Annotated in this window: 25 protein-coding genes and 5 pseudogenes; 17 read left to right on the top strand and 13 right to left on the bottom strand. The window is 62.4% G+C overall.

The window, feature by feature from the left end:
• Positions 1-16 precede the first annotated feature (16 nt).
• The 5 genes and pseudogenes from mog to ASG57_RS24165 form a co-directional block, all read left to right on the top strand.
• Positions 17-487, top strand: a pseudogene (gene mog, locus ASG57_RS37060) (molybdopterin adenylyltransferase); the annotation flags it as partial.
• A gap of 243 nt (positions 488-730) precedes the next feature.
• A pseudogene (locus ASG57_RS39730) lies at positions 731-832 on the top strand (CoA transferase); the annotation flags it as partial.
• On the top strand, positions 833-973 hold the full coding sequence (locus ASG57_RS39370; RefSeq protein ID WP_230646808.1) for a hypothetical protein: 141 nt from the start codon (positions 833-835) through the stop codon (positions 971-973).
• 128 nt (positions 974-1,101) lie between these two features.
• Positions 1,102-1,464, top strand: a complete 363-nt coding sequence (locus ASG57_RS39365; RefSeq protein WP_080655003.1) for a CoA transferase — start codon at positions 1,102-1,104, stop codon at positions 1,462-1,464.
• A 22-nt stretch (positions 1,465-1,486) separates the two neighbouring features.
• Positions 1,487-1,732, top strand: coding sequence for a hypothetical protein (locus tag ASG57_RS24165; protein ID WP_156402794.1), 246 nt, complete (start codon positions 1,487-1,489; stop codon positions 1,730-1,732).
• A gap of 145 nt (positions 1,733-1,877) precedes the next feature.
• Here the strand turns inward: ASG57_RS24165 and ASG57_RS40125 are convergent.
• The 3 genes and pseudogenes from ASG57_RS40125 to ASG57_RS24145 all read right to left on the bottom strand — a co-directional run bounded on the left by ASG57_RS40125 (position 1,878) and on the right by ASG57_RS24145 (position 5,683).
• A pseudogene (locus tag ASG57_RS40125) lies at positions 1,878-2,743 on the bottom strand (S-4TM family putative pore-forming effector).
• A 111-nt stretch (positions 2,744-2,854) separates the two neighbouring features.
• Positions 2,855-4,204: an SMODS domain-containing nucleotidyltransferase gene (locus ASG57_RS24150; protein ID WP_230646809.1), complete on the bottom strand. Its 1,350-nt coding sequence runs from the start codon at positions 4,202-4,204 to the stop codon at positions 2,855-2,857.
• Positions 4,201-5,683, bottom strand: a pseudogene (locus ASG57_RS24145) (phospholipase effector Tle1 domain-containing protein). Before ASG57_RS24145 ends, ASG57_RS24150 begins: the two are co-directional and overlap by 4 nt.
• Before the next feature lie 220 nt (positions 5,684-5,903).
• Between ASG57_RS24145 and ASG57_RS24140 the strand changes: the two are divergent.
• The 3 genes from ASG57_RS24140 to ASG57_RS24130 are packed head-to-tail and all read left to right on the top strand — an operon-like array spanning position 5,904 to position 7,665.
• Positions 5,904-6,476, top strand: a complete 573-nt coding sequence (locus ASG57_RS24140) for a sigma-70 family RNA polymerase sigma factor (protein WP_230646810.1) — start codon at positions 5,904-5,906, stop codon at positions 6,474-6,476.
• The gene (locus ASG57_RS24135) at positions 6,473-6,904 is read left to right on the top strand and encodes a hypothetical protein (RefSeq protein WP_057197825.1); all 432 of its coding nucleotides are present in this window, start codon (positions 6,473-6,475) and stop codon (positions 6,902-6,904) included. Before ASG57_RS24140 ends, ASG57_RS24135 begins: the two co-directional genes overlap by 4 nt.
• Before the next feature lie 26 nt (positions 6,905-6,930).
• Positions 6,931-7,665 (top strand): ImmA/IrrE family metallo-endopeptidase, encoded by a 735-nt coding sequence (locus tag ASG57_RS24130; RefSeq protein WP_244490941.1) that lies wholly within the window; start codon positions 6,931-6,933, stop codon positions 7,663-7,665.
• A gap of 42 nt (positions 7,666-7,707) precedes the next feature.
• On the opposite strand, the gene ASG57_RS39865 is transcribed toward ASG57_RS24130, so the two are convergent.
• The 4 genes from ASG57_RS39865 to ASG57_RS24115 form a co-directional block, all read right to left on the bottom strand.
• The gene (locus ASG57_RS39865; RefSeq protein WP_349510064.1) at positions 7,708-8,091 is read right to left on the bottom strand and encodes a hypothetical protein; all 384 of its coding nucleotides are present in this window, start codon (positions 8,089-8,091) and stop codon (positions 7,708-7,710) included.
• Positions 8,033-8,497, bottom strand: coding sequence for an exonuclease domain-containing protein (locus tag ASG57_RS39860; protein ID WP_349510063.1), 465 nt, complete (start codon positions 8,495-8,497; stop codon positions 8,033-8,035). The genes ASG57_RS39865 and ASG57_RS39860 overlap by 59 nt, the downstream gene beginning before the upstream one ends.
• 297 nt (positions 8,498-8,794) lie before the next feature.
• Positions 8,795-10,156: a type II toxin-antitoxin system HipA family toxin gene (locus ASG57_RS24120; protein ID WP_057197820.1), complete on the bottom strand. Its 1,362-nt coding sequence runs from the start codon at positions 10,154-10,156 to the stop codon at positions 8,795-8,797.
• Entirely contained in the window at positions 10,153-10,434 is a 282-nt protein-coding gene (locus tag ASG57_RS24115; RefSeq protein ID WP_063997019.1) for a helix-turn-helix transcriptional regulator, read from the bottom strand. Before ASG57_RS24115 ends, ASG57_RS24120 begins: the two co-directional genes overlap by 4 nt.
• A gap of 780 nt (positions 10,435-11,214) precedes the next feature.
• Between ASG57_RS24115 and ASG57_RS24110 the strand changes: the two genes are divergently transcribed.
• Together ASG57_RS24110 and ASG57_RS24105 are read left to right on the top strand one after the other, a co-directional pair.
• The gene (locus tag ASG57_RS24110) at positions 11,215-11,811 is read left to right on the top strand and encodes an AAA family ATPase (RefSeq protein WP_057197818.1); all 597 of its coding nucleotides are present in this window, start codon (positions 11,215-11,217) and stop codon (positions 11,809-11,811) included.
• Positions 11,812-11,872: 61 nt separating this feature from the next.
• The gene (locus tag ASG57_RS24105; RefSeq protein WP_057197816.1) at positions 11,873-12,079 is read left to right on the top strand and encodes a hypothetical protein; all 207 of its coding nucleotides are present in this window, start codon (positions 11,873-11,875) and stop codon (positions 12,077-12,079) included.
• Positions 12,080-12,380: 301 nt separating this feature from the next.
• Here the strand turns inward: ASG57_RS24105 and ASG57_RS24100 are convergent, their stop codons facing one another.
• The 4 genes from ASG57_RS24100 to ASG57_RS24090 form a co-directional block, all read right to left on the bottom strand.
• The gene (locus tag ASG57_RS24100; protein ID WP_244490944.1) at positions 12,381-13,136 is read right to left on the bottom strand and encodes a 4Fe-4S dicluster domain-containing protein; all 756 of its coding nucleotides are present in this window, start codon (positions 13,134-13,136) and stop codon (positions 12,381-12,383) included.
• 241 nt (positions 13,137-13,377) lie between these two features.
• Positions 13,378-14,004: 4Fe-4S binding protein (locus ASG57_RS36290; RefSeq protein WP_156402798.1), on the bottom strand; the 627-nt coding region annotated here is incomplete at its 3' end.
• A 9-nt stretch (positions 14,005-14,013) separates the two neighbouring features.
• On the bottom strand, positions 14,014-14,223 hold the full coding sequence (locus ASG57_RS37045; RefSeq protein WP_230646816.1) for a hypothetical protein: 210 nt from the start codon (positions 14,221-14,223) through the stop codon (positions 14,014-14,016).
• A 94-nt stretch (positions 14,224-14,317) separates the two neighbouring features.
• A complete protein-coding gene (locus ASG57_RS24090; RefSeq protein ID WP_057197809.1) occupies positions 14,318-14,734 on the bottom strand; it encodes a DUF2249 domain-containing protein in 417 nt (138 codons plus the stop codon).
• A gap of 478 nt (positions 14,735-15,212) precedes the next feature.
• Between ASG57_RS24090 and ASG57_RS40120 the strand changes: the two genes are divergently transcribed.
• Entirely contained in the window at positions 15,213-15,413 is a 201-nt protein-coding gene (locus ASG57_RS40120) for a DUF433 domain-containing protein (protein WP_082529040.1), read from the top strand.
• A 153-nt stretch (positions 15,414-15,566) separates the two neighbouring features.
• On the opposite strand, the gene ASG57_RS24080 is transcribed toward ASG57_RS40120, so the two are convergent.
• Positions 15,567-15,755, bottom strand: coding sequence for a hypothetical protein (locus ASG57_RS24080; protein ID WP_057197804.1), 189 nt, complete (start codon positions 15,753-15,755; stop codon positions 15,567-15,569).
• Positions 15,756-16,380: 625 nt separating this feature from the next.
• On the opposite strand from ASG57_RS24080, the gene ASG57_RS24070 reads away from it, so the two are divergent.
• The 3 genes and pseudogenes from ASG57_RS24070 (at position 16,381) to ASG57_RS39355 (ending at position 20,299) form a co-directional block, all read left to right on the top strand.
• The gene (locus ASG57_RS24070) at positions 16,381-18,870 is read left to right on the top strand and encodes a bifunctional diguanylate cyclase/phosphodiesterase (protein WP_162250078.1); all 2,490 of its coding nucleotides are present in this window, start codon (positions 16,381-16,383) and stop codon (positions 18,868-18,870) included.
• 784 nt (positions 18,871-19,654) lie between these two features.
• A pseudogene (locus ASG57_RS39855) lies at positions 19,655-19,798 on the top strand (hypothetical protein); the annotation flags it as partial.
• A 30-nt stretch (positions 19,799-19,828) separates the two neighbouring features.
• Positions 19,829-20,299: a Fic family protein gene (locus ASG57_RS39355; RefSeq protein ID WP_057197797.1), complete on the top strand. Its 471-nt coding sequence runs from the start codon at positions 19,829-19,831 to the stop codon at positions 20,297-20,299.
• A gap of 9 nt (positions 20,300-20,308) precedes the next feature.
• Here the strand turns inward: ASG57_RS39355 and ASG57_RS24055 are convergent, their stop codons facing one another.
• Positions 20,309-20,731 carry a MerR family transcriptional regulator gene (locus tag ASG57_RS24055; RefSeq protein ID WP_057197795.1) on the bottom strand — a complete coding sequence of 141 codons (423 nt, stop codon included), beginning with the start codon at positions 20,729-20,731 and terminating at the stop codon, positions 20,309-20,311.
• An 86-nt stretch (positions 20,732-20,817) separates the two neighbouring features.
• Here ASG57_RS24055 and ASG57_RS24050 point away from each other — a divergent pair, with 86 nt between their 5' ends.
• The 3 genes from ASG57_RS24050 to ASG57_RS24040 are packed head-to-tail and all read left to right on the top strand — an operon-like array spanning position 20,818 to position 21,807.
• Positions 20,818-21,243, top strand: a complete 426-nt coding sequence (locus tag ASG57_RS24050; protein WP_057197848.1) for a mercuric transporter MerT family protein — start codon at positions 20,818-20,820, stop codon at positions 21,241-21,243.
• A gap of 20 nt (positions 21,244-21,263) precedes the next feature.
• Positions 21,264-21,557 (top strand): cation transporter, encoded by a 294-nt coding sequence (locus ASG57_RS24045; RefSeq protein WP_057197793.1) that lies wholly within the window; start codon positions 21,264-21,266, stop codon positions 21,555-21,557.
• 1 nt (position 21,558) lies between these two features.
• Entirely contained in the window at positions 21,559-21,807 is a 249-nt protein-coding gene (locus tag ASG57_RS24040; protein ID WP_057197792.1) for a hypothetical protein, read from the top strand.
• Positions 21,808-21,832 lie beyond the last annotated feature (25 nt).

Genomic DNA, 21,832 nt, shown 5'->3' with positions numbered 1-21,832 from the left:
ACCCTAGAGCGGCTAGGCCATTGAGGGTTTTCTGTGCAAGGTCGTCTCCTCGCAATGGAAGCCGCTCCTGCGGATCGTTCCCGACGACATCGAGAGCCTTTCGAAAACCCTGACCGAGATGGTCGATCGCGACGGGTGCGATCTCGTGCTGACGACAGGAGGAACGGAACCCGAGCCGCGCGATCTTACGCCCGAGGCCACGCGCCCTCATCGAGCGGGAGCTGCCCGGGTTCGGCGAACCGATGCGGCAGATGAGCCTGACGCAGGTACCTACAGCCATCTTGTCGCGTCAGCTGGCCGGCGCGCGCGGCAGATGTCTGATTGTCAATCTGCCGGGACGTCCGTCCTCGATCGAGCTCTGCCTGAATGCGGTGTTTCCCGCAAATCCTTATTGTCTGGATCTGATCGGCGCTGGCGCATCGAGGCAAGTCCCACGTTTTGCGCTGTATTTCGTCCGGAGCAGGAACGGACGTACCCTCCTGTGTGAGCCGGGTGGTCGAAAATTTCCGGCCGGACGTAATGGATCGCCTTGGACACGCCACGAGGCGATCCGCGCAATCAATCCGCACCTGATCTACTGCTCGATCTTGGGCTACAGACAGACCGGCCCTGCGGCCGAGCGAGCGGCTTACGCCATGATCGTCCGTGCCGAAAGCGGCTTCGATCGGTCCATGATGCGCTATGCGGCGAGCGCGATCGCCCGGCCGCTGGCGCGATCTTCGTCGCGGACGTGCTTGGCGGCACCTTCGGCTACGCCGCGATCCAGACCGCGCTTGTCCAGCCCGCACGAACGGGAGAGGGGCAGCGGATTGACGTCGCATTGATGCATTGCATGCTGAACCTACTGGTCTTCGAGTTGCAGGAGGCGCAATTCCCGCGCTCTGTACCGCCGGCGGCTCATTGGGCCGGTGGCGCCGTCGACGGCCATATCCTGATTGCGCCGATCGCGCCGCGGAACTCTGCCGCGCTCTGAGAGGTGACGGGGCAGAGCGAACTCGCTGATGATCCCCCGCTTCAGGTCGGTGCCGGCACGCGGCGCTAACTGGACCGCGATGATGCAGCCGTCGAGAATGGACAGAGCGGCATCCCGTCCGCGAATGCATGGACGCTCTCGGGAAGGCTGGCGTGCCCGCCGCCGAATATCGCGATCCCGGCGCGGCCTTCACCGATCCGCATCTTCTGCAGCGCGGCGTGTTCGAGACGATTGCTGGCGGAGCAGGGGAGTTCATGGGCGTAAATGCGCCCTGGAAAATGTCGGGCGCGGCAGCCACTTCGATGCAGCGGGAAATCCCCGCGATTAGTGCTCATCGCAATGAGGTGCTCTCGCGCGTTCTCGGGCTTTCGGTTGGGGGCAATCGCCGACCTCGCCCGGGCAGGAGCATTTGGACTGGCGGCGGACTAAGTCGACGTCCTCTCCAAACGGGGAGGAGACAATTAAACTACTGGATAATTGCTTTCGCATAACATAGCGCTGACGAAGGACTTGGTGTGGATCGTCTTCAGGCCCCTCGACCTGCCCACGATGCCAAAGCGCGTCAGCATCGAACTCAAGGGTAAGAACGGTCATGTTGACCTGACGTTTGCCAACACGAACGCCCACATGTTCCAACCTCCTGTCAAACATCTGATCCAACCGGGCATGACAGTCCATCAGACGGGCGCTGCGGCCGCGATCAGGGTGGCGGCGCCGGAGTTCGCGGTCGCCGACGGAGTTTCAGGCCGGACTTCCTAAAGTGAAGCTCGCGTTCGCGGCTGCAGCCAGGCTGATCGAGTTCTACCGTTTAACCGCCGGCGGACTGCTGCAACATGCGAACACGGCGACTCCCGAGTGAAATAGCCGGTAGGCGCGCCGCTCTCGAGCCAAGGAGGCTTTGGCGTCAGGTTCGATTCAGGAGAGCATCGGCGCCGGCCTGTGCCTGCTTTTCGAGTTCGTCGCGCATTAGGCGATAGACGAGTGGCAGCACCAAGGGGTTAGCGACGCGCCGCTGGAATAGAGCATCTTGAAGTTCCCGGGATCGTTTTCCGCACTCGGCATCGTCGCATCCGCTGGCCCGAACGCTTTCTAGGAATTTCTCGGCTTCGCCCTTTAGGGTCTCATAAGTCGCAGCAGAATCCGACTGCCTGAAGTGCTCGCGGATCGTCCAGAAGATCGCAGGCGAGATCGTGGCGGCGACGGCCGCGAAGTCGATCAGCTTGAGATCCTCCACGACCGACCCGACGATCATGGCGACGAACGTAATGCAGGCGCCGACGATCAGATAGGTACCGTACTTCCTTCGCAGCGCCGCGTCGTACTGCAGGTTCATGCGCTGGCAGACGAGACGGGCCATGGTGTGCCGCGCGGTCGGGGGAATTCCCACATACCAGCCTCGTCGCTCCATCGCCGCGCGGAGGCATCGACGACCTCCGCGTCTTCGCGCTTGCCGGCGACGAACGGGTCCCAAGGCATCTTCAGGACGCCGCAGTCGAATTCCTCGCTGATCTTCGCGGCGACCTTCAGCAGTCGACGTTGCGTCCGGTCGATCCACGTCACGTCCAAGGCGGTCGCGATCAGACCGTAGAGCGCCACGTAGCGCCGGGCCGCCTGATGCGCAAATGCGAGCATGGCACCGGCGACGGGTACGACGACGGTGAGGATGATCTGGAGTATCTGATAGCGGGTGGCATACGAATAGACGCGCTGCCGGGCCTTCAGCAGCCGCTGGAACTCGGGAGCGTCCTGATCGTGCGCGATCTCGTTCATGCTGCGCTCCCGCTCATTCGATGACGACGTAGAACGGCTTGCTCACGCCGACGAGGACATCGTCGCTGCGCCGGACGACGAATGCTTCGGCCATGTGGCTGCCCCGATACATCAACTGCTCCCATCTGCCGCCCCCTTGTTCGATATCTCGAACCCGCCCCGGCCTGCCTTCTTGGACATCGCCTCGGCGGTGTTGGTGATGCGCCAATCGACGGAATATTCCGGCGGCACGGGGGTACCGTCTGCAAGCGAGGCGCGGAAGTACAGGCTGCCTTGACCCTTAAGCAACTGGCCCGCGGCCACCATCCGTCCACCCTGCACGTGGCTGGCGGAGCGCCACTCGGCCGTCACGGCGATTTCCGCCGGATGCGCGACGCTGCGCCAAGGCGGCGCCTGGATGTGGGGCGGTCGCGCGAAGCCGGCCGGAAGGATCGACAATCCGTAGTCGCGGACCATGTCAACTATTCCCCCGAGATGGGCCGCGGTCGAGTCCAGGAAGCGGCCGACGAGGGAGGTGCCCGCGCTTTCGCTCATCCCGTCCGCTGCGGCCTTCACCACATCTGCCTTGGCGAACTCCGGTCCGAACACCTTTTGCCACGCCTTGATGGATTCCTGGCGCCCTTCCATCGCGTGAGCCTCGTCGATCCATTTCCGGTAGCGCGCGATGACCGTGCGGAAGTTCGAATATTGCTCGTCGGTGCCGAAGAGCGGCGAAAAATCCTCGCTCTGGAGTTTCGGGTTCGTCACTGTCGGCCTCGTCGGGTACATCCGGAGTCGATTATCGAGACGGCCCATCAGCGTCTTGAGGGTGGTCGGCACGTCGGCGAACTCGTCGGTGCCTTTTTCAAACCACTGGATCTCGTTACCGAGCAGGGTCGTGAGGAGGACGGACGGGCAGGTGAAGGTCTCCTTGATGTCGCGCAGATACTTCACGAGGCGCGTCACCTTGCGGAAGGAATTGTTCCCCGAATACGCGTTCCTCTCCTTCATCCACTCGGTGTATTCGACCGGCGACGTAAGTTCGAAGCTTCCCTTGCGGTTGCAGACCTCCAGACTGCCTTCCCACAGCCGGCTGACGACGCAGGGAGCGAGGTCTACCCTGCGGTCCCCGGCGTAGGTGATCGTGATGCAGTAGTCCCACGTCTTCGTCTTGTCTTCGTAGGTCTTGCTGTCAGAGAAGACGCGGCCGAGGCTCTCCACGTAGTCGGCCGCGGTCCACCCATCGACCGGATCCACCATGACGAGCAGGTCGGCGTCGAACTCGCCGCCGTCGACGGGACGGATGATCGTCTGGTGCGCCCAAGATCCCTGCTCGACGAAGCTGCGGACCTTCGGCTTCCAGTCGGAATCACGGACGAACGACCTGAGCGCCGGGATGCTGGCTTCCAGGAGATCGATCCTGGTCTTGTTGAGGTTGACCGTATCCTTCAGGGATTCGTCAACTAGCGAGACCAGCTTCATGTCGCGTCCGCCTTGGTCGGATAGTACCGCTTGAAGTCGTCGTGTCCGGCCAGCGCGTCCGGTCGATACGGAGCCGATCCTGCCGAGCACTGCACGACCGACGGAAGCTCGAACCGCCGGCCGACCGTCGAGTGGACCTTGGAAGCGTTGCCGATGTCGCGAATCTTGACCTCCCAGTTCTGACGGCCGAGCAGATGGCGCAGCCACCTCCAGTTAGGCAACGAGCCGGCCATGGCGTCGATGGTGTCGCGCATGCCGGCGATTTCGCAGTGCTGCACGCCGCCGGCGTCTGGGCGGATATTCAGCGCCTGGCCGACGTCACCGGACCCTTCCATCTTGATTCCGTCGACGTAGATGGGGCCGGTGATCAGGCCGTCGGGGACCGAGATCGCTTCCCGGCACATCCATTCCAGCGCGACATCGGAAAGCAGGGACTCGGGCTCCGGATAGGAGCCGCCGACGTCGGAATGATTGCCGGCGAAAAGCCACTGGCGCAGCCGTTCGTGCCCGGGGAAGACAGGGGGGCCCTCGTTGCCGCCGCCCCAGCCGACGCGGTCGAAGTCCTTCCACCGCTCGTCGATCGCGTTGGCGGAGCGCGCGAACGCGACGTGTCGGCTGAGGAGCCGGTCGAAGTTGGCTCCCTTCCACTCTGCCTTGTGCGAGCGGGATTCTCCGGGGGTGGGGTAGTCGACGATCGTCTTGGTCGTGGACTTGTTCTGCCAGTACCAGAACGCGCCGAGCGCGCCAGCGACGATGACGATCTGCGCGAGAAAGCCGCAGAGCATGAAGCCGGCGCCCAGCCACGAACACAGCAGCGCGATCCCGACGGCCGGCCGGAATCCGCCGACGAACGCCGCGGCGGCGACGCCGGCGGCCAGCCCCGCCTGGATGACGAAGTAGCGCAGGCCGCTCGCGCCGAGGGCCGCCACGGTGTCGAAGACCCCGATGAAGTAGGGTGCGACGTTGGAGTCACTGCCGTCTCCGGAGCCGTATTTGATCTGGAAGCGCCGCGCCAGTTCGAGGCGCTCGGCTTCGTAGTGCTCGCGCGGATGGCCGGCGCCGTGCTCTAGCACGGTGTCGACCGCCTCCCTGGCGATGTCCTTGACCTGCTTGCGGTAGCGCATCAACGGTCCGTCCGGGCCCTTGGTCGGCACGCCGCAGAGCATCAGGAGGTTGGCCAGACTGCGGACCGTGTAGGCGCCGCGGCTGAAGCCGAACAACATGATCCGGTCGCCGGGTTCGTAGTGGTTCACGATGAATTCGTAGCAGTCGGCAATGTTGCGCCGTCAGTGCCGTGGTGCCGCTGTCGGTGCCGAGGCCCGCGTCGTAAAACACGACCTGCCGCGACGGATCGATGCCGGTCTCGGCGTGATCGCGCGAGATGCGGTACATCTTGTAGATGTTGCTGATCCGCTGCTCTGGACGGGCACCACCGTCCTGGCCGATGCCGTCGGAGAAGACGACGATGTTCTTGGGCATTGCCATACACTCCGGTGAGCGCACGGTCTTGGTTCCGCGACGCTTTCTGGTACGATTGACCGGCCGGTCGACCTCGTTTCGGCGCCGTCACGCTAGGTATGCCGCCGGGGTCGGTCGTTTCGGACTCTCCGGCGAAATTTTCGTCCGACTGTCCGAAAAGGCGATCCAGACCGGCATACAGGGGCAGTAGCCGCTAAAACCTATGAGCGACACGGAAGCCGTGAGCGGTACCCGACCGCAGGATCCAGAGCATCTCGCTGCCGAGGAGGTGCTGAAGGCGCTCGAGGTTTTTTCCGCCGAGGACAAGTTGCGTCTCAAGCTGATCGAGCGACGGCGCCGCTCCGGCACCGATTTCGGTGAGGGCGAACTCTACCACGAAGCCCTCTGCCTCACCCTGATCGGCAGGCGGAAGTGCCCGATCGACGTTCCCCTGATCGCCTTCCTCGCGAAGACGATGCAGAACCTAGCCTACCACCGTCGTGCGAAGCTGAAGCGCGAGCGGAAGAACGCGAAATCGAACGCGGAGGACATCCAGGATCTGCAGGTCCTCACCGACCAGCACAATCCGGAACTGTCGCTCATCGAACAGGAAGATACCGACACCGTGACCGCGATCTACGGATGCCTCGACGGAGACGAGGAAGCGCAGTTCGTCGTCATGGCGCTCGCGGACGGAAAACGAGGAAAGGAATTGAGGGATGAGATCGGCATCGATCAGGCGGCGTACGACTACGCCATGCGACGGATCAAGAAGGCCGTGAAGAAGAGGTTCCCAGAAGGGCTTTCGTCATGACCAGGAAGAATCGCGGACGCAACGAACTGCAGCGCATTTCCGACGCCTTCGACGAGGACATCCTGAACGCCTCGCCGGCGCAACTGCGGGAGCTCTTGGCCGAAGAAGGCCTGGACCAGACCAAGATCGTCGCGGAAATGGACGCCATACTTGAGCAGGCGAAGCGTTCCTTTGGAAGGGCCAAGCTCGATCAGGCCAAGACCGCGATAGCCGCCCGCGGGTCGGAGCCCTCGAACGTTTCCGCGATCGATAGGGAGTGTGTCCGAGGCAAGCTCGGAGCTATACGTTCCGGCGCCGGCGAAAACATGGAAGGCATGATGACGGCGGCCCGCCAAGGAAAGAAGCTCTCGGCGCGCGACGAAGAGGGCGCCCTAGACGACCTGGCCCAACTGGAAGCGCTAGAGAACGAAGGCGACCCGGGGGAATGACCGCAATCACTCCCGCGGAACGCATCTTGATCGATCTCGGCATATCGCAACCGAAGGATATCGATCTGGACGCCATCGCGTGGACCAGAGGCGCGGTCGTCAACTATCGTCCGATGGACGGATGCGAAGCGAGGATCATCGGCACGAAGCGCAAGGCCGTGATCTCGGTGAACAGCCTCAGCATGCCCGAGCGGAGGCGGTTTTCCCTGGCCCACGAACTGGGCCACTGGCATCACCATCGCGGCCGCATTCTCTTCTGCGGCAAGGACGAAGTATGCAACTTTCGCGACGACGCCCTCAACCCCGAGCGCCAAGCCGACGACTTCGCCTCCGATCTCATCCTGCCGGACTTCATGGTCACTCCGAGCGTGCGCAAGATGAAGCGACCCACATTGTCGGCCATTCGCGAACTCGCCGACGAGTTTCGCGTCAGCGACACGGCGACGGCCGTCAAGATCGCGTGCCTGAATCGGTTCCCCATAATCGTGATCTGTCACGGCAAGACGCGTCGGCGCTGGTTCAGGCGCTCGAAAATGATTCAGAACTGGTGGTTTTCGTCGGATACGCTCGACCGCGAAAGCTATGCCGGACACATGCTGTTCAACGGCGAGGCCGAGCAGAACTTTCCCAGGAAAACGCCCGCGGAAGCCTGGTTCAGCTTCAAAGGCTGCGACCGTTCGGAGGTCGAGGAGCAGTCATTCCTGCTGCCGAACGACGAGATCCTGACGATCCTCAAGTTACCCGATGAAGCAGTCGCTTAGACCGCGTCCGTGTCACCACACAGCATCGGCCGCTTGAGTTTGCTAGATCCTCGCCGAAAACTTCGTGAAAGCGGTCAGCGTCTGCATCGTCGGCGAAATGTCGCGCTGATAGATCTCGGCTTTTAGGAACGCGATCTCGTCATCGAGCGCGGTCTCGCAGACGTCGACGTACCAGCTCTTCGGACGACCGTCCGCGCCGTCGGACCAGCGGTAGCCAAGGCGCTTCAGCGAATCCTTCAATTCAAACGGCGACTGCTCGGCCCAAAGCCGGACCGTCTTCTTCCGTGCCGTCTCAAGCAGGAGTGCCAGCGCCGGCGCGCCCGTGGTCGGAAGCTCGAAGGCGAGCACTTCGAGCAGCGCGTGGCAGTCATCGACGGTGCGGTGCGCGTGGTGGAAGTAGCCGGCACCGTTCAGCAGGTAACCCAACTGCGCGCCGGCGAATCCGTGCTTGCGCCCAGTCGATCTCGCTCATGCTGCAGGCCCAGGCCTTGTGCTCGAACACTGGCCTGTAGCGCTCGGCGAACTTCCTGTCGAACGCACTGTTGTGCGCAATGACGATGACCGCATCGTCCGCGAAGGCCGTGATGGCCGAGTCGTCGAATCTTTGGCCGGCCACCATCGCGTCGGTAATGCCGGTTAGTGCCGTCACTTCCGCCGAGATGGGAGCGCTAGGCTCGTTGAACGCGGAGAGCGTGTCTCGCAACCCGACGATCCGCCCGTCCGTCGTGTAGTCGAACTTGACCATCCCGAGCTCGATGATCTCGTCCTTGGTGTGATCGAGACCGGTCGTCTCGGTGTCGAGCAGAACGCAGGTCCTGACCTCCTGTCCCATGCTGGGGACCTATCTCGGGCGCGCAGCCAGACGCCGCAGGATCCGGTAGTCCGGCGACCGGGCCAGCGCGTCGGCTATCGCCGCCAGATCTGCTGTACCCTGAAACATCTCGGTTCGGAGGGGTTGCGGCAGTGCGTTCATCCGCCACTACAATACCCGGCGCGCCCGCGATGAGATACTGCAAAAACAGGCGATCCAAGTGCTTTTCGGGAACGTTCAGCCCGCTGCGGGCAATATCCGGCGGTCACCCGGATCATCCGCGGACGGCTTAAGAGTGTGTCTCCTACATTCAAGCGCTCAGGAAAAGCCCAGAGGGCGCGCGCCTTGTGGCTCCGGATCTTCCTCCGGCTCGTCCTCGACGTCGCTCTTCAGATTCCGCAACATGTCCCGACAATTGACGGCGACGCAGTCCGATATCTGCTGATAGACCGGCGACTTCTTGAGCGCGTTCAATTCATCGACGACGGACGGCAGCGCATCCAGCACCGCCTGGGAAAGCTCCCCGACGCGGCGCCTCACCTGAGCGCCGGAGATCTGGTTCTCCTCCGCCATGCGGTCCCAGTGGCGCGCATGGATGTAGCGACCGCGGTTCTTGCCGGCGATCTTCATGGCTAAATTCCGGGTCACGTCCGGATAGATGTCGCCGTTCATCACGTCGTAGAGCGGCGCCATGGTAACGGCGCCGCCGGGTAGCAGCAGCAGCGAATAGTTCTTCGAGTGCGCGTCGACGTTTCCGCAGAGGATGTTGAAGACGAAGAAGTCGAGGAAGCGCGCGGCGTTGGCCGCGCCGTTGTCCGTTTTCCGGATGACGTCGAAGCAGTCCTTCATGCTCGGCCCGCGCAGCCTCGTCGCCGGGTTGGCTTCGTATTTCGTGGATGGAATGTGGCCGGTCGCCTGGCAGAAATCCTCCTGATGCAGCCTGCGTAGGCTGCGTCCCTCAGGAACGCGGTCGTAGCGCCTCACCAGCAGATAGTCGAGGTCCTCGGCCTTGCCGATCGTGCACTCGGCGACGGGTAGCTTCACCTTCGCCGCCAGGCGAAGACAGAAGGCCTCGTTCTCGACCGCGCTGTGGAAGTGCTTGTTGGCCGGTTTGAGGATGTGCGTCGTCGGCGCGCCGTCGAGCGCGAGGCCGATGCCTCCGTCCGGATACCGGGCGACGGGAAGCTTGTCCTGCGCGCCGGCGAGCGACATGTGGATGCCTTCCTCGCCGACCAGAAGCGGCTTCTCGGGAAGGCGGCGGATGGCCGCGGCCAGCTCGGCTTCGGAAAGCCGCCTGTAGCGTGGCGTCCGCTTCGGCCGCTGGTCGGCGGGCCGCAAGACTTCGAGCGCACCGGGGAGATCCTCTCCCAACTCCTCAAGAAGCGCGAACACGTTGGCTTCCGGAATCTTGAGGATGGTACCGACCGTCTTCAGCGTCCGACCTTCGGGCAACAGGTTCAAGAACCATCGGTACACCACGTCCGGTTCGTGGACGGGCTTCGCAAGCGGCATCCGGGTCGAGACGGCGAACGCGTTCGGATCCTTCGTCCACGCCTCGTCGTAGACGAACTCGATGTCTTGGATCTCCTCCGAGCGCCGGCGCAGCAGCCCGACGAGCAGACCGCCGTACCGGACTTCGAGGGTCTCTCCGGCCTCGCCCGGCTTCGGTTTGCTCGTCATGGTGTCGGGGAGAAGTTGTCGGGATCGAATGCTTCGGATTCCTCGGCCGCCGGCGGTGGCGTCGGCACGGGACTCATCTCCGGCGTCAGTCGGATGCCGAGCGCCTGCAGCAGGCGGAGGACGAGGCCGATCTGGCTGGTGTCCTTGCCGTTTTCGATATCGACGATAAAGCGGACGCCTACGTTGGCCGCCAAGGCAACGTCCTGCTGCCGGAGCCCCAAGGAGGCGCGCCGGTTCCGGATCAGTTCGCCGAGTTCTGCGGTGGATGTTATTGCCATGCCAATTTTCCCGAGCGGGAATATAGATTGGGTAATCGGAAAATGACAAGCTTAATTTCCCGAGCGGGAATTTTTGCGGTTTTTTGAAGGAACCAGGACGCGAAATTTCCCGAGCGGGAATTTCTGACAGTGCTGGGAGGCAAGTTACCGCAGAATTTACCGGTCGGTAAATCGGCAATTTCAAGGAGCACGCCTCGCCGTGGCTCCTAGGCAGAATAACGATCGAGTGCTAGGAGCGGAGAGCCGCAGCGACCCCTGACCGCTTAGGCTCAGTGAACGCGCCCCTGCAGTTGTTTAATGATCTCCCGCAGATCGTCCGCGTATTCCTCGACCATCCGAAGCATCTCGTCCGGACTCGGCAGCGCCGGTTTCGGTGGCCTCCTGCTAGGCAGCCTCTCGTTAGGTGATTTCATCCTCAGGATCGACCGGCGGCCCGCCGGGACGATTGACCTGGATCAAAGATCCCGCGCCCTCGCTCGCCATAACGCTATTATGAGACCAGCCACCGTGCCTCCTTCGCGATTGCGTCAGCAGCGTTAAGGCCAACCTCACCAAACCGTCAGCTAGTATGGTGGGCGGTCGCGGCCTTTACGAGTCGTTCGACACTCTGTCCTAGCTTGTTGATCGGCTAGGGGTTTTTGGATGGACCTACTCTCGCGAACGCGTGACGCCTTCTGAGGGCGCGTACGAGCGCAGCCACGCGGCTGCGGTCGAGCGTATCGGTCTCGAACACAAGAAATACGCGGGCACCACCACGCACGCCCTTCGTCATGGAAGGTTTTGGAGCCGCGCCTGAACGCGATGCCGCCCAGTCGCTGGTCCGAGATCCTTGCCGAGCTGGCGGGGCCCGGGAGGGTTCTCCAGCCCGAGCAGAACGCCGCTGCGGTCCAGATCATGTCCCGCCCGCTGGCGTGCCTGGTCGGCGGTGCGGGCACCGGTAAGACGTTCACCTGCAAGCTGATCTGCGACCTGTGGACCCGCTTCGGCGGGGACGTGCTCCTGTGCGCCCTCGCCGGCAAGGCGGCGCTGCGGCTGTCCCGTTCGACCGGCCGGCTGGCAAAAACCCTGTCCAGGACCTTGGCTAAGCTCGCCGAGCGCGACGACCTCGAAGCCACTCTCGTCGATGAAAACGCGTCTGAGGACGAAAAGCAGAAGGCCAAGCTGAAGCTGGGCGGCCTCAGCCGGATCGCCGACAGCACGCTGGTCGTGGTCGACGAGGCCTCCAGGTCGATCTCCCGACGTTCGAACGCCTGGTCAAACGGCTCCGCCCCGGCTGCCGGCTGCTCCTGGTCGGCGACGAGGCCCAATTGCCGCCGACCGGCTTTGGCTTGGTTTTTCACAAGCTCGTCGGCGATCCCTCGGTCACCTCCCGCCTGATGCAGGTCAAGCGGGCGCCACCGGCATTCCCGCGGCGGCCTCCGCGATCCGGACGGGCGGGATGCCATACTTCTCGCCCTTCGATGGCCCTATCCACGGGATATCGTTCGTCGACCCCTCTTCGGAAAGCCTGGCTGGCGCCCTCGACGACGTCATCGGCCGCTTGGGTGGTCCTGCCGACGTTCTCGTCGTGACCGCCATCATCGGCGGTGCGGCCGGCGTGGAAGCCGTGAACGAGCGCCAGCACACCCCGCCACATCGCCACTGATCGCGAGGAGTTTCGCGGCTTCTTCGGTCGACGCTTCTCGGTCGGCGAGCCAGTGATCTTCGGCCGCAACGACTACCGTGCCGGCATGTTCAACGGACTGCTTGGGCATCTACGCACGCATTCATCGACGACGACGAGCGCGATGCGCGACTGACGTTTCCGAACGCGGATATCAAGATCGAGCGACGGAACGGGATTCCGGCGCCTTCGTCTTATTGGGAAGCGGTCGATCTGCGCAACAGCCTGGGCGGAAACGACATCTCGACCTTCGGCCGTTCGCTCTAGACCCGCTTCTTGGACGCTACCTCTCAACGAACCGGTCCGTGGCGTAGAGCGTGCTACCGGTCTCGTCCCGAGCCGTGAACACGACGTCCTTCTGCTCGGCGTCCGCCGCCGTCAAGGTGACGCGCAAGGACTCCGAGGCGTCGGCGGCGACCTTGATGGGAGCGACACCATCACTGCCCACGATGGAGAGCCTTGCGTCGATGCCGCCGACGGAGAGCGTGTAGCGATGAGGGCTCGCCGACTTGTTGAGCAGCTTCACGGTGTAGGCATTGCGCAACGACCCGTCCGATAGCCGGACAGCTACGGGATCGCGATCGTGCTGGACCGACAATGTCGCGGTGGTCCTCATCGCGAATGCGACCCCGATGGTTCCGGCCAACGCAAGGCAGGCCGCCGTCAAGCCGACTGTCTTGGGCCGCAGCAGACGGTTGCGAAGGGACTCCTTGCTGCGGCCCCGCTCGATGTTCGCCCAGCTTTCGTAATCGATCAGGCCTCTCGGGCGCCTGAGCTTCGCCATCACGCCGTCGCAGGCATCGACGCATAGGCCGCAATTGATGCATGCGAAGTTCGGCCCCTCCCGGATGTCGATCCCGATCGGGCAGACCGCCACGCACTGGCCGCAGTCCACGCAATCTCCTGCCGCCTCACCCCGCAGGCGCAACTCGGCGGCCTTCTTCGCGGAGGTCCGCTGCTCGCCGCGATAGTCGCGATAGTTGACGGTGTAGGCCTCCGGATCCCAGATCGCACCCTGCAGGCGCGGCCAAGGACACATGAAGGTGCAGACCTGCTCGCGCGCGAAACCCGCNCGATAGTTGACGGTGTAGGCCTCCGGATCCCAGATCGCACCCTGCAGGCGCGGCCAAGGACACATGAAGGTGCAGACCTGCTCGCGCGCGAAACCCGCAAGCCCGTACGTCGTGCCCGTGAACACCGCGATCCAGGTAAGGGCGTTGGCGGAAAAGTTGCCGGCAGCCAAGTCGCGCAGCAGGTCCGGCGCGTCGGTGAAGTAGAANCGTCGTGCCCGTGAACACCGCGATCCAGGTAAGGGCGTTGGCGGAAAAGTTGCCGGCAGCCAAGTCGCGCAGCAGGTCCGGCGCGTCGGTGAAGTAGAAGATCAGCGTGCCGCCCGTCGCCAGCGAGATCAGAAGCCACGTCGCGTGCTTTGCGACGATCCGGACGGCTCGTTTCGGCGTGAGCGGCACTCCGATATTCTTCAGGCGCTGGCGCCGATCGCCTTCGGTCAGGCGCTCGACGAGCAGGAACAGATCGGTCCAGACCGTTTGGGGGCAAGCGAAGCCACACCAGAGGCGGCCCGCCAGTGCATTCGTGAGGATCAGGATGGTCGAAGCGAGCACCAACAGGCCCGTGACGAGATAGAGATCCTGAGGCCATATCTCGACGAAGAACGCGTAGAGGCGCCCGTTGGCGAAGTCGAGCAGCACCGCCTGGTCGGGCGCGTTCGGCCCCCGATCCCAGCGGATGAACGGCGTGACGTAGTAGATCGACAGCGTCAGCAGCAGGATGCCCCATTTGATCCGGCGGATCGGCCCCTGGACGGCCTGCGGCACCACGGGCAAACCGGCCGCCGCCGCAGCCTTCGCGCGCGCCTTCGCATGATCGATCTCGAGAGTGACCGCCATACCGTCAGTTCACCGCGGCGAAGCCCAGCGAGGCTCGAACGGCCGGTTCGATGCGGTCGGGCGTCCAGGGGGCTCGAATGTCATCGTCACGTCGACGGAAACGGCCCGTGAAACCTCGGACGCCGCCACCTGCGCCCCTCCCTTCGGGAACGAGGTCGCGGGACATCCCGGCGTCGTCGCCGTCATTGTGATGCGGACTGCGCCTCCGACAACGTCGATGTCGTAGACAAAACCGAGATGGACGATGTTCCTCCCAGTTCGGGATTGATCACGACGCGCAGCGCGTTGCGAACGCGTGCGATGGACTGATCCGTCATGACGGCGCCCTCACTGTCAACTCGTAAGTGGTCCCGTCGTGGCGAAAGCCGCGCTTTTCGAGCTGCGAGAACAGGAAGACGGGCTCCCTCGGGAGGGGCGAGGTCGCGGTTGTCGAGCTCCACGACAGGCTCGGGCCAGGTGGCGAAGTGCGGGTTCTCTCCGGCGCGAGATCCGGTGTCCGCCTTTGCTCCGACAGGTGTGAACAGCACTTCCCAATCCTCTCCGTCGAGGACGCGGTCGGAGTGGGCAAACCCTTCTCGGACATGACGGCGAAGAGGGGGACCGGCTTGAACGGCGCATAGAGGCGAAGCCCCTGTCCCACTTCCAAACCCTCGAGCGCGGCCATGATGAGCGAGAACGGCTCSCCGCCGCGCAGGATCGGGCGGACATCGAGATCCAGGTACTGGGTCATGGCGATCTCCTTCTCAGGTGGTGGCCGACAGCAGATGAAGCGTGACGTTCCGTCGCATCTCGGGAACTCAGGAGTTCAGTTCGGCGAATGGGCCGGCGACTGGCGCTCGCGTGGGCACTGCGCCTAGAACGTCTTCGCGCCCTCCGATTGACGCGAGCCACGGTATCCCGATGTTGAGGGAAGGTCGTTGCGCCATCGCAAAGAATCGGCGGACCCCGAGGGAGCGGGCCTCGCGCCCGGAGCAAGGCCGCTTCAGCGCCGATCGATCAGCGAAACGATCGAAGGCCGTCTAAGCTGGAGAATAGGATTTCGAGTGAGGTCGTCGCCTCAGAAAGAGGTCGTTTTTGTTTGCCGGTCAACTATTAATATTTCCAAACAGTAGAGGCACTTGGGTTAGGCAAGTGTTCATGGAGAGGGTCAAATGGGCATTGCAGAGGGCGCCGACCGTAAAGGCTGAAGTCGTTAGCGATCCTCCATCATGAGCGGGCATCCGGTCGTTCGCGGTACCCGCGTGCATGCCGAAACCATTCTCGCGTATCTCCGCGGTGGCCACACCGCCCAAGAGATTTTCGAGGATTATTCTAGTCTACCTGTAGACGGCATCGACGCAGTCGTTCGCTGGGCCGAGGCGACATATGGTGCGGACTGGAAGTCCAGCCCGTCGCCGGCAGTGCGTTGAAGGATCGTTTCCTCATCGATGAGTTGTCTGACCTCCGGCATGGTCGCGGCGGCCAAGACCCGGGGCTCTTTCACGCCGATCATGTCACTCATATCGCAAAGAAGGGCTGGCAGGACTGGAATCTTGTCCCGTTCGCCTTGGAGAACGACTACATCATCGTAACCAACAACCGCCGAGCCCGGCGATGGCGTGCAGCGGGATGCCACGCGCGAGCACCGCTTCGCCGTTTTGCCTGGCCCATCCGGCAAGCGCCAGCGCCAATACTGCGCCGAACGCCACCGTCGCGCATAGAGACGCGAGGCCGATCAGGAGGAACGTGCCGGGCCTGTCGGGCGCGGCCAAGCCGTCAAACCGAGATCGACCACGACCAGGCCGAAGCTGGCGACCAGCAGCACGGCCCCGAACAGCAGAACCCATGGTGCGGAAGGCAGACGGCCTCCAATGCCATAAACCCCGCAATCAGCGAGGCCACCCGCCGTCAACAAGCCGAGAGCCGGCAAAACCCATCGTTCGCGGAACACTGGCCTCGCGACGAGGACGGGACGCACTGGAACTACATTGGAGTAGGTGGGATGGTAGCACTCTCGCTGCAGCAATCTATTCACCGCAAGCCGCAGGTGATCGTCGATGCCTTCTTGGCGCTAGAGCGTACAGCGAAGCGCCTGCCATTCGACTTGTACGAAACTATTGGCACCTGGTCCCTCGGTACACGCTTGAGAGACGTCTCGGAGGGTGGAGCCGTGCTATCGATCTTAACTGCGACCGCGTCCATCGCTGCACCGGAGGTCGGACAGATGCAGCATCCGAGTACGTACCGGTCTTTCTTCAAAATTCCGCCCATAAGGCGAGCGCCCACAGATTACGCCTTAGCTGGTCCGAATGATCTGTGATCCTGTTAAGAAGTCCTAAAGCATCAATTCTAACTTGTTGTTTCCCCGAGTTCATTAGGATGTTTATGGGGGAAGCCATGAACCACGAACTCATGTTCGCGGCATTGAACGCCACGAACGAAGCCATTCTACGTTCGACGAGTAGCTCCGAACTTTACCAGCGAGTTTGTGATACCGCCGTCCACGGTGGCCACATCCGAATTACAGCTGTCCTTATCCCAAATGATGCCGGATCGCTAGACGTCGTCGCTGCAACGAGCGAGACGGGATTCATCCCGCAGATTAGCATTTCCGTCGATGAGGCTTCGGTCCACGGCCACGGACTTGCGGGACGGGCCTATCGATCCGGGCGTCCTGCCCTCAGCAATGACGTGGTTCAGGACGACACGTTGAAGCCGTGGCGAGAGCATTCGATTGCCTGCGGCGTCGGTTCGACCGTGGCGGTCCCGATTATCCAGCGCGCGCGAAGCATCGGCGTCTTTCTATTCTGCTTTGCAGCACCCGACTCTATCACTAGCGAAATAAGTGCGCTCCTCGAACGTGTGGTCGAGAATGTCGCATTCGCTCTGGAGAGGTTCGAGGGGGTCGAACGGCAAAACAGGGCGGAGCTCGCGCAGCGCGAGGCCGAGAACAAAGAAGCTGCGTTGCACCGTATGTACATCGCGCTTTGCAAGACAAACGAAGCCATGATGCGCGCCGGCTCACGTGAAGAGCTCTACGATCTTGTTTGCGAGGCAGCGGTTCTGGGCGGGCATTTTACCTCGACGACAATTGCCTTGACCCAACCCGACGATCACTTCTTGAAGATTGTATCCACCAAAGGACAAAACGCCGATCGGGTTCGCAGCACGGCGTTTTCGGTCTTGGCAGGCCATCCTCAGGGAAAGGGGCTAACCGGCACCTCGCTTCGCTCGAAACTACCCTGCATCAAGAATGACTTCTTGCGCGATGCAGGAACAAGCCACTGGCACGAGCTTGCAGAAAAAGGGGGGACACGCGCTGGTGCAAGTTTTCCTCTCTTCAGGGATGGCGACGCCATCGGAGTCCTGCTCTTCCTCGCCAGCAAGGAAGGCATCTTCACTTGCGAAATCGTTGAACTACTGGCCAGGTTGGCGGAAAACGTTTCCTTCGCCCTCCACAATTTCGACCGGGCAGACGCAAACAAGATCGCCGAAGAGCGCATCCGCTTCCTGGCGACCCACGATGCTTTGACGAGCATTCCGAACCGCTCGATGTTCAACACGATGATCTCTGAAGCGCATCAGCGCGCGAGTAGGGCACCGGGTCGCCGGTTCGCGGTTCTTTTCGTAGACCTTGATCGGTTCAAGATGGTCAACGACTCGCTCGGTCACACTGCCGGAGATCAATTGCTCATCGAAGCATCAAAGCGTATGCGCGCAAATATCCGGGCGGAGGACGTGTTGGCCAGGTTGGGGGGCGACGAGTTCGTGGTTTTGGTTGACCAGTTGGCCGGCAAAGATCAGGTCACCGCGATTGCCCAACATCTTCTGGAAGCATTCGAGTCACCTTTCCTCCTGTGCAGACACGAATGCCGCATCAGCTGTAGCATCGGAATCGCCATTTTCCCGGATGATGCGTCCGATCCCGAGGAGCTCGTCAAGCAGGCGGACACCGCAATGTATGCGGCCAAGGCAGGTGGAAAGAATGCATACCGCTTCTTTTCGATTGAACTGCAGTCACAATCGCTGAAGCACCTTGTTCTCGAAGCTGACCTGCGCCGAGCGATTGAACGCGACGAGCTGTTTCTGCATTATCAGCCGAAGGTAAATTCCGCGCGTCGCATTGTCGGTGTTGAGGCGCTTCTGCGCTGGCAGCATCCGCAGAAGGGCATCATCGCCCCCGCAGCGTTCATACCGATGGCGGAGGAGAGCGGCCTGATCATTCCGATAGGCAGGTGGGTACTGGAAACAGCTTGCCGGCAGAGTATTGTGTGGCAGTCTCTGGGATTGCCGGCAATCCCTGTGGCCGTCAATCTCTCGCCGAAGCAGTTCACTGATCATGAGCTGCTGGAATTTCTCGATCGGGTCTTGCGCGAGACAGGCTTAGCTCCCGAGCTCCTGCAACTCGAGGTGACCGAGAGTATGGTGATGCAGGACGTCACGCATGCGACTGGCCTCATGCAGGCCATCAATCGTCGCGGTGTTCGTCTGGCAATTGACGACTTCGGCACGGGCTATTCGTCTCTCTCCTTAGTGAAAAGTTTCCCGATTGACACGATAAAGATCGACCGTTGCTTCGTTGGCGGAATCGGTGAAAGCGCTCAAGATCGCGCTATTTCCGCAGCCATCATTACGCTCGGACAGGCACTCGGTCTGACCGTAGTTGCCGAGGGCGTCGAGACCGCCGAACAAGACGCCATTCTAAAGGATTTCAACTGTCATGAATTTCAAGGCTTCCTGTTCGGTCGCCCGGTTTCGGCCGATGAAATTTCGCGGTTGCTAGGTGGCAGCGATAGCCAGCGGGTCCCATCTCCCTCCCTCGTCTGGGCAGACGAAAGGGAAGAACGCGTTACGCCTGCCCTTCCGGCGTTTGATGATATCACCTAGTGCATGTCACGCTCAGTAAGGCCGTCCGTAAGCGGTGCGATGAGGATGAGGGCATGCGATCAAGCTGTCGATCAATAGTGAAGAGAGTGGGACTGATTGCGCGAATCCGCCGTAGAACAAGGGGTCCCAAATAGCACGGTCGGGATTGTGACCGCCGCCTTGTACCCGTTCTGCGATTCGGGGAGTCAACCTTGGGACTTCGGGGCGGTCGGAGACGTCTCGAACGGGCTGGGGCGGCGCCGATGTGGGCGGGCGGGGTCCCGCCCGCAAAACAGCGCTTCTTAAGCTTCGCCGTTCATAGTTCCTGTGATCGCAGGATCAATCGATGATAGGATCACGGGATCGCAGGACGGGCTCAAGGGGCCTTGGACGAGGAGCGGACGGGGTGGCGACACGGGAGAGCCTTCTCGGAACGGGGATAGCTTGGCCGAGTTGGCCGACCTCGTCCGAGTCATGAACAGCTACTACTCGAATCTGCTCGAGGGTCACAACACCAGACCTCGCGATATCGAACGCGCGCTTGCCGGACAGAAGATCGAACAGGACAAGCGGCCGCTCGCCCTGGAGGCCAAGGCCCACGTCGATGTTCAGCGAGCGATCGACATCGCGCACCGAACCGGCAAGCTGCCCGTGCCGGTGTCCGCGAAGTTCATCTCCTGGGTGCACAAGTGCTTCTACGGCGAAATGCCGGAGGATTCCGGTTCGTCGAAGAGAAGGACGGCGCCAGGATTCCGACCGTTCCGGGAAAGTTTCGCTCCGACCCGCATGAGGACGTCAACGTCGGTTGGCACCGGCCGCCGTCTTCGGCTGTCGTGCAAAGTTTCATGGACTATTTCGAGAAGCTTTTTCGCCAGCCGAGGCGCGCGCCGGCTCCCGCATCATAGCGATCCCCACTGCACATCACCGGTTCAACTACATCCATCCATTCATCGACGGAAATGGTCGAGTCAGTCGTCTGATGTCGCATGCCATGGTGCTGCGCGCCGGCATCGGCGGCGGCGGACTCTGGTCCATCTCGCGCGGGCTGGCACGCGGACTCGCCGGCCGCCATGAGTACAAGATGGCAATGAACGCCGCCGACAGCCCCAGGCGAGGCGACCTGGACGGACGGGGAAACCTCTCGCAGGCGGCTCTGATCGAGTTTTCGGAATGGTTCATGAAGGTCATGCTGGACCAGATACGCTTCAGCAAGGCGGTGTTCAGGCTCGACGGCATCGAGGAACGTTACAAGGATCTGCTGGTGCACCTCGGACTGGAATCGCGCGCCGTCGATCTCGTCGCTGCGGCGTTCAGGATGGGGCAATTGGAGCGCGGCGAAGCGGCTTCCGTACTGCGCGTTCCGGAGCGGACGGCGCGCACGACGGTCTCCAAGCTCACGCAGATAGGATTCTTGAAATCCAAGACTCCGAAAGGTGCGCTCCGGACATAGGCGCAGCCTTCAAGCGGCTTTCCCAAATAACGTCTCTATCAGCGGGCATTCTGGTAGCGTTCCGTCGGCGCATTGTGCGACCACGCCCTTCAACACCCGCTCCATCCGTTTCAGATCGGCGATCTTCGCCCGCACGTCATCGAGGTGGGCGGCGGCGACGGCGCGTGCCTCGGAGCAAGGCTGGTCGCGTTCGTCGACGAGGTGCAGCAACTCGCGAATCTCATCGAGGGAAAAGCCGAGCTCACGCGCTCGAAGCACGAAGCGAAGGCGACGCTCGTGCGTGGCGTCGTAGCTGCGATAGCCAGTCGACGTGCGCGGCGGCTCGGGCAGAAGGCCGACCCTCTCGTAGTAGCGCACGGTCTCCAGGTTGCAGCCTGTCCGCCGGGCGAGTTCAGCCCGCTGCAGGCCCTTCACCACAGCGTGATCGCGCACCTCAAAAATTCCTTGACCCTGTAGTGACTACAGACCGCATCTTATGTCGCAATGTGGATTTCGGCAAGGAACTGGAGACATCGGACATGGTTGCACCGCGATCTGGAACGGCAGATACAGCGCCCGCCGCGGCAGCTCCTGCATTCTCGAAGCGGACCGAGGTTGGACACCAGCGGCTGGTTGCTCTGGGCGGCATTCTCGGTGCGATAGCTGCCTCGTCCTGCTGCGTCATTCCGCTCATCCTGTTCAGCCTCGGCATTGGCGGCGCCTGGATCGGCAACCTGACGGCGCTCGCGCCGTACAAGCCGCTCTTCGTCGCCGGAACGGCGGCCGTGCTCGGGTACGGCTTCTATCTCGTCTACTGGAAGCCGCGGCGCGCTTGTGCCGATGGCGCCGCCTGCGCGCGCGCCATCCCCAGCCGGCTCGTCCAGCTCGCGCTGTGGATCGCGACCGTGCTCGTGATTGCCGCCTTTGCCTTCGACTATGTCGTCCCGCTGCTGCTTCGCGCTTGATACCAAGAGGAGACCAACCCATGAAGAAGAGCTTGAGCGTCCTTGCCCTGATCGCCTCGATGATACCTGCATCGACCGCGTTGGCCGCCGAACGGACGGTGACGTTCGCAGTCGACAACATGACCTGCGCTTCGTGTCCTTACATCGTGAAGACCTCAATGGCGGCGGTTCCCGGCGTCAAGAAGGTCGCCGTCTCGTTCCAAGCCAAAACTGCGACCGTGACATTCGACGACGCGAAGACGAGCGCCGACGTCATTGCCTCCGCCAGCGTGAACGCGGGCTATCCAGCCCATCTAAGGCAGCAGGGCAGTTAAGATGAGTGATCGCACTGCCATCAGCGCAGGCATGGCCAGCGCCGTCCTCGCCGCGATCTGCTGCGCCGCGCCGCTCCTTGCCGTCGGTCAGCCGTACGCGGGCCTTGGCGCGTGGGTAGCCGGTCAGGGCCTGGTAGTGCTTCCGCTGATGATTGCAGGCTTCGGCCTCATCGCTTGGAAATTCCATCGTCGCCACGCAGAGTCCGCTCGCTGCGAGGTGATGATTCACAAGGGAGGTGTGAAGCCATGAACGATTGCTGTGCCTCCTCCTCACC

Origin of the sequence: Bradyrhizobium sp. Leaf396 (assembly GCF_001424605.1) — a bacterium.
In the GTDB taxonomy this organism is placed as follows: Bacteria; Pseudomonadota; Alphaproteobacteria; order Rhizobiales; family Xanthobacteraceae; genus Bradyrhizobium; species Bradyrhizobium japonicum_C.
Note: the sequence above shows the minus strand (reverse complement) of the source record. Positions and strands in the feature narration are given on the sequence as shown.

What these genes read in the sequence shown, in the direction of transcription:
- ASG57_RS24120 (WP_057197820.1), bottom strand. Translation starts at nt 10,156, where the DNA reads ATGACGAGCAAACCGAAGCCGGGCGAGGCCGGAGAGACCCTCGAAGTC.
- ASG57_RS24070 (WP_162250078.1), top strand. Translation starts at nt 16,381, where the DNA reads ATGAACCACGAACTCATGTTCGCGGCATTGAACGCCACGAACGAAGCC.
- ASG57_RS24050 (WP_057197848.1), top strand. Translation starts at nt 20,818, where the DNA reads ATGGTTGCACCGCGATCTGGAACGGCAGATACAGCGCCCGCCGCGGCA.
- ASG57_RS24045 (WP_057197793.1), top strand. Translation starts at nt 21,264, where the DNA reads ATGAAGAAGAGCTTGAGCGTCCTTGCCCTGATCGCCTCGATGATACCT.
- ASG57_RS24135 (WP_057197825.1), top strand. Translation starts at nt 6,473, where the DNA reads ATGACCAGGAAGAATCGCGGACGCAACGAACTGCAGCGCATTTCCGAC.
- ASG57_RS40120 (WP_082529040.1), top strand. Translation starts at nt 15,213, where the DNA reads ATGAGCGGGCATCCGGTCGTTCGCGGTACCCGCGTGCATGCCGAAACC.
- ASG57_RS24040 (WP_057197792.1), top strand. Translation starts at nt 21,559, where the DNA reads ATGAGTGATCGCACTGCCATCAGCGCAGGCATGGCCAGCGCCGTCCTC.
- ASG57_RS24115 (WP_063997019.1), bottom strand. Translation starts at nt 10,434, where the DNA reads ATGGCAATAACATCCACCGCAGAACTCGGCGAACTGATCCGGAACCGG.
- ASG57_RS39355 (WP_057197797.1), top strand. Translation starts at nt 19,829, where the DNA reads ATGTCGCATGCCATGGTGCTGCGCGCCGGCATCGGCGGCGGCGGACTC.
- ASG57_RS24105 (WP_057197816.1), top strand. Translation starts at nt 11,873, where the DNA reads ATGCCATACTTCTCGCCCTTCGATGGCCCTATCCACGGGATATCGTTC.
- ASG57_RS39860 (WP_349510063.1), bottom strand. Translation starts at nt 8,497, where the DNA reads ATGGGACAGGAGGTCAGGACCTGCGTTCTGCTCGACACCGAGACGACC.
- ASG57_RS39365 (WP_080655003.1), top strand. Translation starts at nt 1,102, where the DNA reads ATGGACGCTCTCGGGAAGGCTGGCGTGCCCGCCGCCGAATATCGCGAT.
- ASG57_RS24150 (WP_230646809.1), bottom strand. Translation starts at nt 4,204, where the DNA reads ATGAAGCTGGTCTCGCTAGTTGACGAATCCCTGAAGGATACGGTCAAC.
- ASG57_RS39370 (WP_230646808.1), top strand. Translation starts at nt 833, where the DNA reads ATGCTGAACCTACTGGTCTTCGAGTTGCAGGAGGCGCAATTCCCGCGC.
- ASG57_RS24100 (WP_244490944.1), bottom strand. Translation starts at nt 13,136, where the DNA reads ATGTGTCCTTGGCCGCGCCTGCAGGGTGCGATCTGGGATCCGGAGGCC.